The sequence below is a fragment of the Boseongicola sp. genome, assembly GCF_057460485.1.
This window is the reverse complement of the sequence record NZ_JBVCWP010000305.1, coordinates 1-4,324: the sequence shown is the minus strand read 5'-3', so window position 1 is coordinate 4,324 and position 4,324 is coordinate 1. Positions and strand designations below refer to the sequence as shown.

4 protein-coding genes, 1 tRNA gene and 1 pseudogene are annotated in these 4,324 nt (G+C 56.1%); all 6 read right to left on the bottom strand.

Going from position 1 to position 4,324, the window contains the following annotated elements; genetic code table 11:
* Positions 1–552: 552 nt before the first annotated feature.
* Positions 553–663 (bottom strand): annotated as a pseudogene (locus tag AC221Y_RS20870) (IS110 family RNA-guided transposase); the annotation flags it as partial.
* A 291-nt stretch (positions 664–954) separates the two neighbouring features.
* Positions 955–1,031, bottom strand: a tRNA-Met gene (locus AC221Y_RS20865).
* A gap of 80 nt (positions 1,032–1,111) precedes the next feature.
* Positions 1,112–1,840 (bottom strand): amino acid ABC transporter ATP-binding protein, encoded by a 729-nt coding sequence (locus tag AC221Y_RS20860; RefSeq protein WP_299758173.1) that lies wholly within the window; start codon positions 1,838–1,840, stop codon positions 1,112–1,114.
* The gene (locus tag AC221Y_RS20855; RefSeq protein WP_486708284.1) at positions 1,840–2,694 is read right to left on the bottom strand and encodes an amino acid ABC transporter permease; all 855 of its coding nucleotides are present in this window, start codon (positions 2,692–2,694) and stop codon (positions 1,840–1,842) included. The genes AC221Y_RS20860 and AC221Y_RS20855 overlap by 1 nt, the downstream gene beginning before the upstream one ends.
* Entirely contained in the window at positions 2,695–3,513 is an 819-nt protein-coding gene (locus AC221Y_RS20850; protein ID WP_486708283.1) for an ABC transporter substrate-binding protein, read from the bottom strand.
* Positions 3,514–3,628: 115 nt separating this feature from the next.
* Positions 3,629–4,324, bottom strand: a 696-nt coding sequence (locus tag AC221Y_RS20845; protein ID WP_486708282.1) for an ABC transporter permease, incomplete at its 5' end; no start/stop codon positions are given.

The window sequence follows — 4,324 nt, the reverse complement described above, 5'->3', positions numbered from 1 at the left end:
CCAAGGCCCATACGACCAAACTGATGTCGGTTGATGACGCGATGGCGGCGATGGCGATGGCCGGAAAAGCCGTCGGCGCTTATAAGCCGCCAGTCGGCTAATTGTGACCAAAGGGTGCGCGGTGGCCGCGCATCCGATTTGGGGTGGCATGGGGAGAGCCGGAGAGAAGGTCGAGCGGCTGGGCCGATAAACAGTCAAATCGGGAGCTACTTGGGGAATACGGGTTCACAGACTTAGCAGACTTCAAGCCCCATCAAAAAGACGAAATCTGCCGATTATTGAGTTAATGTGACAACGCCCTTTGATTGATTTGGCATCGTACTTATCCGGGTCACGCGTCTCTTCGCAGTCTGATTGGTGCCTTTGCGGCACCGCTGTATCCATGTGTCGGATTGGTTGTGGAGAGCCTTGCTTCGTCTTGCGCTTCTCGGTGCGCAGCAGCCATATTCGGCTTCATCTATTACCTGACAGGGCATGTTTACATGCCCGAGAGGGAACAGACCTCGTCCGGAAAGGACGATCCCGTTTGGTAAGGTTTTGGGTCGGCTTAAATCATTTGATACCCTCCACCTCTTCCGAACGGAATTCCGTATTTTCAGTCCACATGCGATGCAGCAGGACCGCCAGCTTGCGCGAGACAGCAACAACAGCGCGCCGTCGTCCTGCAAATGCTAGCATTTCTGGTTCTAGTTTTCGGTTCGCCAAGAGTCTAAAAAGTCCAGCTGGAAGCCGTTTCAAACTGCCCATAGGCAAGAACAGGATTTTCTAGGATTTGAGTTTTGAAACCGAAAATGTACATCACACCATCAAAGTATTCTCGTCCAGCTTTTGTGAATCATTCTCCGGAAACCCGCACAATCCGTCAGCTGTTCCCCAAATTGTCACCCAGGGCGATAATGAGTAGCATTTATGAAACGTAGTTTTGGCCTAACCACTGACATAAAAGGGAGGTTTTGGTAGCGGAGGAGGGACTTGAACCCCCGACACGCGGATTATGATTCCGCTGCTCTAACCACCTGAGCTACTCCGCCAAAAGCGAGGGCTAGGTAGAACCTTGTGCCAAAGCCGTCAAGAGCCCATCGCCGCCTTTCGCACTGAAAACTGTTCGCCCTTAAAGCACGCGCGACAAAAACGACCGCGTTCGTTCTTTTTTGGGGGCCGTAAAGAGTTGTTCCGGAGGGCCTTCTTCAAGGATCACGCCGTCGTCAAGAAAGCAAACTTTGTCAGCCAATTCGCGGGCAAACCCCATTTCGTGCGTGGCCAAAACCATCGTCATTCCAGCCTCACGAAGCGCACGCAAAACATCCAACACTTCGCCGACCAATTCGGGGTCCAAAGCACTGGTAATCTCGTCAAACAGCATGATCTCGGGCTTCATCGCAAGTGCGCGTACGATGGCAACGCGCTGCTGCTGGCCACCCGATAATTGGTCAGGATAATGCGCCATCCGATCGGCCAAACCAAAACGCATGAACAATTCGGTGACCTCAGGCAAAAGCGCCTCGCGGCTGCGATTGTGCACCCGGCGCGGGGCCAGCATGACGTTCTCGACAGCCGTCATGTGCGGAAATAAATTAAAGCTCTGAAAAACGATTCCTATGCGCTGGCGAATGGGCTGGGGGTCAAGGCCCGGCTCGGCGATGTCACTGCCATCCAAAAGGATCACCCCATCATCAATCGGTTCAAGCAGGTTCATACATCTTAACAACGTCGACTTCCCCGACCCTGAAGCGCCGATCAGACAGACCATTTCGCCGTCCCCGATTGTCAGATCAATCGCACGGCAGACAACGTTGTCGCCAAAGCGCTTGGTGACACCTTGCAAATCAAGCTTTGCCATCAGCTTCGCGCCCGTGCCTGCTTGGTCATCAGATAATCCGCGTACCGCGTCGCCGGCACAGTGACTGCAAGAAAGATTAGCGCAGCACCTACATAGGGCGTGAAGTTTGCCAGAAGCGATTTGTAAACGCCCGCTTGGCGAAAAATCTCAACCGGGCCGATGAAGCTTAACAAGGCGACATCCTTCTGTAACGCAATGAAAAGGTTCATGTTCGCGGGCACAACACGCCGTATCGCTTGCGGCAAGATCACAAAACGCATGGTGTCGCCGTGACCAAGCCCAAGCGACGCCGCCGCCGCGCGCTGACTGTGGTGAATGCTCTCAATGCCGGATCGAAGCACCTCAGCAACGTAGGCGGCATAGGTCAGAACCAATGCCACGGTGCCCCAGATGTAGGGCGAATTCCAAGGGCGCGGCAGTCCAAGACCCGGAATGCCAAACCCGATCAGATAGATCACCAAAATGACCGGAACACCGCGAAAAATATCAGTGTAAAGGATGCCAAAAAGCCGCAACGGATAAAGTGCAGGCGAGCGCGCGTCGCGGCACAATGCGATTAACAAACCAAGCAGAAAGATTAACGGGGCGGACCACGCAAAGATCGCCACATCCAGAAGGAAAGCCTCGATAAGGCCGGGAAATGTCTTGGAAAACACGTCCGCGTTGAAGAAGCTTTTCTTCACGCCCTCCCACCCCGGGGCAAGCGGAATCAGAAGGAACAAAGCAAGCATCACCGTTGCGGTGGATGTCGCCGCCACAATCATGGAGCGACGGCGTATTCGTGCCTCGTAGACTTGTCGGCGGGTCAGGCCCGGAGTCGTGGCGTCCGGGCCGTCAATATCGGCTTGGGTCATTTATTCGATGACCGGAACACCTGTGGCTTCGGCCAGCCACTCAGCTTCGATCGCAGCCAACGTGCCATCCTCGGTCAACTCAGCCAAGGCCGCATCGACGCATTCTTTCAATGGGTTACCCTCTTCCATCAACAGACCAAACTGGTCGGGGTTGTCGCTCCGATCGGGTGGGAACTGGCCCAGAACCACGCCGTCATCCAACAAGACACCAGCCGTAAACAGGGCTGTCGGCAGGTCCATCAATGCCGCGTCAATCTGATTTGCCTTCATCGCTTCGACGACGTCGGCGTTGTCACCATAAAGCAGCGGATCCGCGTCCGGCTGAACAATCGCTGCCAGCATTGGCACCGCCGTGGTCGACGCATGTGCACCCCACAAAAGGCCTTTCAGCGAAGCAAGCGAGGCCTCGGCGCCCCTTTCCACAACCGGTTGGCGCGTGACGACAGCCATCGCGGCCGAATAATAGGGCAACGAGAAATCAACGATCTCTTCACGCTCTTCGGTGATCGAGAATTGCTGAAGGTTGAAATCGAAGTTTTTCGCGCCGGGCTGGATCGCCTGATCGAACGACGACCGGACCCAGACAACCTGCCCGTCCTCAAAGCCCATCCGGTTCGCAACGGCATATGCAACGGCCGCCTCAAACCCGGCTTTCGCTTCCGGCGAATCATCCATAACCCACGGATAATAAGCAGGATTTCCAGTCGCAACAGTCAGCACGTCATCGTTTAATGTCTTCCCTGCCGCACAGTGGCCACCGGCCATTGCAACGCCAGTAGATAGCATGAACGCGACGGTGCTTGTCATCGTCAGTTTCATTGTACTCTCCCCAAGATTTATCTGTGTGGAAGCATGGCGCGCGTGCCGGATTTGTCCAGACCTGCGCGTTCATCTTTTGCGAAATACGCCAAAGAACGCCGTCCAATACACCGTATTATTCGCGCGCTCGCAAAACCTGCGCGGGGCGGGCAGCCAGTGGCCCCCATGCAAAGGCAAGGCCCGCAACCAGGGTTGCGATCACGCCTCCGATGACGATCAACAGGGCCGATACCGGCTCAAAGATAAAATCAGTATCCATGACGAAGGTCATCACAGCCCATCCCGCAAGTCCGCCCGCCACGATGGCGACGCTTCCGGCGGCGACCCCCAAAAGCGCGGATCGCAGCGCGAAACTTGTAAGGATCGTGCGTCGCGACGCCCCAACTGTCTTCAATATTGCCGCCTCGTAAGTGCGCGCACGCACGCCCGCGGCCGCCGCCCCGATCAATACGATGCCGCCCGTCACAAGCGTGGCCAATGCCCCATAGGTGATGGCCGCAGCAATGCCCGCCAGAACTTCGCTAACCCGCTCGATGGCGTCCTTCACGCGGATTGCGGTGATGTTGGGATAGGTGTTCGAGACGTCGCGCAGGATGGCTCCTTCGGCTTCGGTTTCGGCATAGACGGTCGCGATGTGGCTGTGAGGCGCCCCCTGCAGGGCCGAGGGGTTCATCGACATGATGAACCCGATACCGGCGGTCGAAAAATCGACCTCGCGCAGGCTTGTGACTTCGACCATGATGTCACGGCCTAGGATGTTCACCGTGATCTCGTCGCCCAGAGAAAGCCCCATCTCAAGGGCCTCTTCCGT

What these genes read in the sequence shown, in the direction of transcription:
- AC221Y_RS20860 (WP_299758173.1), bottom strand. Translation starts at nt 1,840, where the DNA reads ATGGCAAAGCTTGATTTGCAAGGTGTCACCAAGCGCTTTGGCGACAAC.
- AC221Y_RS20850 (WP_486708283.1), bottom strand. Translation starts at nt 3,513, where the DNA reads ATGAAACTGACGATGACAAGCACCGTCGCGTTCATGCTATCTACTGGC.
- AC221Y_RS20855 (WP_486708284.1), bottom strand. Translation starts at nt 2,694, where the DNA reads ATGACCCAAGCCGATATTGACGGCCCGGACGCCACGACTCCGGGCCTG.